Annotated in this window: 5 protein-coding genes; all 5 read right to left on the bottom strand. The window is 54.0% G+C overall.

The window, feature by feature from the left end; all coding sequences use genetic code 11:
- Positions 1–221: 221 nt before the first annotated feature.
- Positions 222–623, bottom strand: a complete 402-nt coding sequence (locus PGR29_RS21835; RefSeq protein WP_316425296.1) for a YbgC/FadM family acyl-CoA thioesterase — start codon at positions 621–623, stop codon at positions 222–224.
- 110 nt (positions 624–733) lie between these two features.
- Entirely contained in the window at positions 734–1,099 is a 366-nt protein-coding gene (locus tag PGR29_RS21830) for a helix-hairpin-helix domain-containing protein (RefSeq protein ID WP_162750174.1), read from the bottom strand.
- A 148-nt stretch (positions 1,100–1,247) separates the two neighbouring features.
- Positions 1,248–3,122: a peptidylprolyl isomerase gene (ppiD, locus tag PGR29_RS21825; RefSeq protein ID WP_087860375.1), complete on the bottom strand. Its 1,875-nt coding sequence runs from the start codon at positions 3,120–3,122 to the stop codon at positions 1,248–1,250.
- A gap of 214 nt (positions 3,123–3,336) precedes the next feature.
- Positions 3,337–3,609 (bottom strand): nucleoid-associated protein HU-beta, encoded by a 273-nt coding sequence (gene hupB / locus PGR29_RS21820; RefSeq protein ID WP_002444653.1) that lies wholly within the window; start codon positions 3,607–3,609, stop codon positions 3,337–3,339.
- 206 nt (positions 3,610–3,815) lie between these two features.
- Complete coding sequence (lon, locus tag PGR29_RS21815) at positions 3,816–6,170, bottom strand: endopeptidase La (protein ID WP_015367948.1); 2,355 nt, start codon at positions 6,168–6,170, stop codon at positions 3,816–3,818.
- Positions 6,171–6,291 lie beyond the last annotated feature (121 nt).

The following is a 6,291-nucleotide window of genomic DNA, read 5'->3' as shown; positions in this document are numbered from 1 at the left end:
GGAAAAGGCGCGTCAGGCGCCGCCTCCGGGAATCGATTAGCACGAAGCTTCAGTTCAACGTCCCCGGTGGCGCTTCGCTTACCGGGGCTACGGGTGCACCGCATCCCACCAGCCGGTAGCCCGGAAAAGGCGCGTCAGGCGCCGCCTCCGGGAAACAATTGGCACGAAGCCTGAGCTCAACCTCCCCGACGGGTTCACAGCTCTCCTCGGTCCGACTGTTGTTAGCGTAAATTCATCTGGTCGAGCTTTTCGCGCAACTCCCCTTCCAGCGGCTGCGCCTTCTGCGTTTTCAGATCAATGCAGACAAAGGTAATCAACGCATCGGCCACCACTTCACCGTTAGGATTAAGGGTCACCACCTGACTTAGGGTGCCGCTTTTACCGTTCAACTGCTCAAGTTTACTGGTGATGGTAAGCACATCCCCGAGTACCGCCGGGCGACGATAATTGATATTGATGTTGACCACCACAAAAGCAATGTTATGGCTGGTCATCCAGTGAAACGCCGGACTACTCTCCAGCCCATCCCAGCGCGCCTCTTCAAGAAACTCCAGATAACGAGCATTGTTAACGTGCTGGTAAACATCCAGGTGATAACCGCGAACTTTAATTTGAGTCTGCATAGCGCACATGCCTTACTATTATTGTTGTTAATCAGGTAAGAGGTCACACCAGATGATGTAACCTCTTTAGCATGGCAAAGATTTGCCACTGTGCAAAGCAGCGGGTGAAATTAGAGCGTCAGATGTGACAGATTTCTCTCTACCAGTGAACTCCCCATCCCCGGAACCTGTTTAAGATCGTCGAGAGTCTTAAACGGTCCGTACTCTTCGCGGTAGCTGACGATTGCCTGCGCTTTCTTGAGCCCAACGCCATTCATGGCCTGTGCTAGCTCCTCCGCGCTGGCTGTATTAATGCTGGCCCGCGCGCCGACGTTATCCGTCGTTTTCGCTTCCGCCGGCATTTTCGTTTGCGGAGTCTGAATAGTCTCTTTTGCCGATACCGCCTTACCGCTCGCCGGTGCCGCCAGCGCCCCCTGAAAACCCGCCGTACAAGCCAGCAATACGGCGACAATAACCATTTTCATTCCTCTGTTCATGCTGTTATCTCCTTGTTTGTTGACAGCAAGGTCACGATAGCGGCTGCGAAAAAGGAGTACAAAAGGCAGATTGCGGAAATGGAAAAGGCCGCGAAAGCGGCCTTTGAGTGTTGCATCACGTTACCTCGTTTTGCGAGGCAGCGCGAAATTATTGCTGCTGGTCGACGAGGTCGCCGAGCTTGATTTTGGCTTCTTTACGCAGATTGCTCATCAGCGCTTCGAATGCGATTTGCGCATTATTCTGGGTAATACCCTGCACCATCGCTTTCTTCTGCTCTTCTGGCATAGAACCCGCTTTCACTTCATCCAGCGCCAGCAATACTACGTTGCCTTTGGCATCGCTGCCCACGCCGTAGCTCGCTTTATCTTTCTGCGGCAGCGGCAGAGAGAAGGCCGCCTGGCTCAGCGGATCCTGGCCGGTACGGGACAGGGTCTGCGCGGCGCCGAAGCTCAGCCCTGCGGCTTTCATCGCGTCATCGCCCTTGCCCGCTTTCAGGTCGGCCAACAGCTTATCGGCATCCAGTTTCGCCTGCTGTTCCGCTTTATTGCGCTTAACGATATCGGTCACCTGCGCTTTCACTTCCGCCAGCGGCTTAACGCTTTCCGCTTTGTGCTCGCTGATACGCAGAACGAAAGCCCGATCGCCGTCAACGGTAATGATGTCGGAGTTATTGCCCGGCGCGCCGTTTTCACCCACCAGACCACCATTAAAGATAGCATCGGCAACCGGCTTGAAGTTCAGCTCTTCCGGCAGGCTGTCACGACCAAACCAGCCGGTCTCAACCACTTTCAGGCCGGCGACCTGCGCCGCCCCCGCCAGGGATTCGTTATCATTGCTGGCCGCGTCGCTGACCTTCTGCTGTAGCGCGTAGTATGCATCCAGTGCTTTTTCCTGTTTCACTTTTGCCGCGATGTCGTTACGCACGTCGGCCAGCGGTTTTACCTGTGCCGGCTGAACATCGTCAAGACGCGCCACCAGGAAGCCTACGGAAGATTTGATCACCCCGGAAAGCTGACCTTTGTCTTTCAGGCCGGCATCTTTGAGCTCAGGTACGGTGGAAGCTTCTTCCATCCAGCCCATATCACCGCCGTTACGCGCAGAGATGATGTCGGTGGATTTCTCTTTTGCCAGCGTGGCGAAATCGGCGCCTTTTTGCAGTTCGGCCAGTACCGCTTTCGCATCAGCTTCAGTTTTAGTCTGAATCACGCTGTAGCGATTACGCTGCGGCTGAGTGAACTGATCTTTATGCTGGTCGTACCATGACTGGATTTCTTCGTCAGAGGCGTTTTCCTGCATGCTGGCGGCATCCATCTTGATGTAGCTCACGCGGAACTGCTCCGGCGCCATAAAACGGGCCTGGTTCTGCTGCCAGAAAGCGTTAATCTCTTCATCACTAACGGTCTGTTTCGCCGCCAGCGCGTTAACGTCGATAGTCGCTTCACGTACCACACGCTGCTGGGAGACCAGCGCCGCCAGTTGGTCGGACTCGCCCGGCAGCATGAAATCGGTACCGGCTACCGCATTGATCAGCTGTTGCGTCGTCAACTGGTTACGCAGCGCTTGCGCGTATTGATCGGTGGTCATACCCATTTGATTCACGATGCCGCTGAAGCGTTCGTTATCAAACTTGCCGTTCGACTGGAAGGCCTGGGTCTGGAAGATGGCCTGTTTCACCTGGTCGTCGCTGATGCTCAGGCCCAGCTCACGAGCATACTGGTCCAGCAGCGATTCATCGATCAGGCGGTTCAGCACCTGCTGACGCATGGTCTTCATGTAGTTTTCGTTGGCCGCCAGCTCAGAGAACTGATCGCCTAACTGCTGCTGCATGCGGTTACGCTCGCTGGCAACGGCATTTTCAAACTGCGCCCGGCCAATCTCCTGACCATTCACTTTTGCGGCATAGTTGTTGCCGCCGCCAATCAGGTAACCACTCACCCCGGTCAAAATGAACGAGACAATAATGATACCGAAAATAATCTTGAGCACGACGCTGTTGGCGGCCGTGCGTAGGTTGTCCATCATGGTGTAACAACGCTCCGCTGTAGATGACTTTAGCTCGCGCAGCATAGCACGTGATGCCTGCCGCGCGTGAGGACGTATTTTGACAAGAAAACGGGGCAATTGTCAGCCCACAAGTGCGCATAAACACACATAAAGTCGCGTTCTGGACAAATAAAAAAGGCACATCTCGCGATGCGCCCTTGTACTTCGTCACATTCCCTGACGGGAGTGCCGATTAGTTTACCGCGTCTTTCAGCGCTTTACCTGCACGGAAGCCCGGTACTTTAGCGGCAGCAATGGTAATTTCTTTACCTGTTTGCGGGTTGCGACCAGTACGGGCAGCACGCTCTTTAACAGCAAAAGTACCGAACCCTACCAGCGCAACATCATCCCCAGCTTGCAGAGATTCAGTAACAGAAGCGATCAAAGCATCTAACGCACGTCCAGCTGCAGCTTTAGAAATGTCCGCACCCGCAGCAATTTTGTCAATCAGTTGAGATTTATTCACTGTTCTCTTCCTCTCTTTATAATTTATATCGCACCAGAATCCTTCATGGCGCGACCGCGCAGCAGTTATATCAGGACTGTCATGCCCTTACAACAGAGTTGTCGATGACCCCTGCCAGCGATCTAAGTTAGCTACACAAAAAAAGGCTGGCAAGTACGAATTTACTCACCAGCCCCACTTTTCTTAACGCTATTTGCGCGATATCACTATTTTGCGCTTACGACCTGCATGCCAAACGGTTCATTTTGCAGAGCAAGTGTCAGAACTTCCTCGATTCGCTGTACCGGGTGGATATCCAAATCGGCGATAACGTTTTCCGGAATTTCTTCAAGGTCACGCTTGTTTTCGTAAGGAATCAGAACAGTCTTAATGCCTCCACGATGCGCAGCCAGCAGTTTTTCCTTCAGGCCGCCGATTGGCAGCACCTGACCGCGCAGGGTGATTTCCCCTGTCATCGCCACATCGGCGCGTACCGGGTTACCGGTCAGGCAGGAAACCAACGCGGTGCACATCGCCGTACCGGCGCTCGGGCCATCTTTCGGCGTAGCCCCTTCCGGTACGTGCACGTGAATATCGCGTTTTTCGTAGAAGTCCGGGTTAATACCGAGCTTCTCAGCACGCGCGCGAACCACGGTCAGCGCAGCCTGAATCGACTCCTGCATGACTTCGCCCAGTGAACCGGTGTAGGTCAACTTGCCTTTACCCGGAACGCAGGCGGTTTCGATGGTCAGCAAATCGCCGCCCACTTCCGTCCACGCCAGACCGGTGACCTGACCTACGCGGTTTTCGCTATCCGCACGGCCGTAGTCAAAGCGCTGTACGCCGAGATAATCGTGCAGGTTTTCACCGTTAATCTCGATATGTTTCAGCGATTTATCAAGCAACAACTGCTTAACGGCTTTACGGCACAGCTTGGAGATTTCACGCTCCAGGCTACGAACGCCCGCTTCACGAGTGTAGTAACGAATAATGCCGATAATGGCGCTATCGTCGACCGTCAGCTCGCCCTTTTTCAGCGCATTGCGTTCGATCTGCTTCGGCAGCAGGTGACGCTTAGCAATGTTCAGTTTTTCATCTTCGGTATAACCGGAGAGACGAATCACTTCCATACGGTCCAGCAGCGGCGCAGGGATATTCATGGAGTTGGAGGTCGCCACGAACATCACGTCGCTGAGATCGTAGTCCACTTCCAGATAGTGGTCGTTAAAGGCCACGTTCTGTTCCGGATCCAGTACCTCCAGCAGTGCTGAAGCCGGGTCACCGCGCATGTCGGAGGACATTTTGTCGATCTCATCCAGCAGGAACAGTGGGTTTTTCACCCCGACTTTCGCCATTTTCTGGATCAGTTTACCCGGCATTGAGCCAATGTAGGTACGGCGGTGACCGCGGATTTCCGCTTCATCACGCACGCCGCCCAGCGCCATGCGTACGTATTTACGCCCGGTGGCTTTGGCAATCGATTGACCCAGCGAGGTTTTACCCACCCCCGGCGGCCCAACCAGGCACAGGATCGGCCCTTTCAGCTTGTTAACGCGGCTCTGCACCGCAAGGTACTCAAGGATGCGGTCCTTGACTCGCTCCAGACCATAGTGGTCGGTATCGAGGATCTCTTGCGCCTGACGCAGATCTTTTTTGACCTTGCTACGGGCATTCCACGGCACCTGCACCATCCAGTCGATGTAGCCGCGCACGACGGTAGCTTCCGCCGACATCGGGGACATCATCTTCAGCTTTTGCAGTTCCGCTTCAGTTTTTTCTTTCGCCTCTTTCGGCATTTTCGCCGCGTCGATCTTACGCTTCAGCGCTTCGTTTTCGTCCGGGGCGTCATCCATCTCGCCGAGCTCTTTCTGGATGGCTTTCATTTGCTCATTCAGATAGTACTCACGCTGAGATTTTTCCATCTGCTTTTTCACGCGGTTGCGAATGCGTTTCTCAACCTGCAGCAGATCGATTTCAGATTCCATCATCGCCATCAGATATTCCAGACGTTCATTCACGTCGGACATCTCCAGCACGGACTGTTTGTCCGCCAGCTTAAGCGGCATATGCGCAGCGATGGTATCCGCCAGACGCGCGGGATCGTCGATGCTATTGAGCGACGTCAACACTTCCGGTGGGATTTTTTTGTTCAGCTTGATGTAGCCTTCAAACTGGCTGATAGCCGTACGCACCAGCACTTCCTGCTCACGCTCTTCAATGACCGGAGAAGCAAGGTACTCTGCTTTGGCGGAGAAGTGCTCGCCGTTATCAGACAGCGCAGTAATACGCGCACGCTGCAAGCCTTCCACCAGCACTTTCACAGTGCCGTCCGGCAGCTTCAGCATTTGCAAAATTGACGCCACGGTCCCGACGGTGAAAAGATCGTTTACACCCGGCTCATCCGTCGACGCTTCTTTCTGCGCGACCAGCATGATTTTTTTATCATGGTCCATGGCCGCTTCCAGACAACGGATAGATTTTTCCCGCCCTACAAACAGGGGTATGACCATGTGCGGATAAACCACCACATCGCGCAACGGCAATACGGGGATTTCAATGCGTTCAGAACGCTCAGGATTCATAGAGCTCTCTCTTAGTTTAAAGTCCGCCAGGTAGCCGACGACACCTTCATTAACGCGTCGCCGTTAATATGTAATCCAGTATATGGGGATGTATTCCATACATTCAACGGCGGGAACACAG

The organism is Klebsiella sp. 141203, from assembly GCF_032601985.1.
GTDB lineage: Bacteria > Pseudomonadota > Gammaproteobacteria > Enterobacterales > Enterobacteriaceae > Klebsiella > Klebsiella aerogenes.
This window is presented reverse-complemented; position numbering and strand designations above follow the sequence as displayed.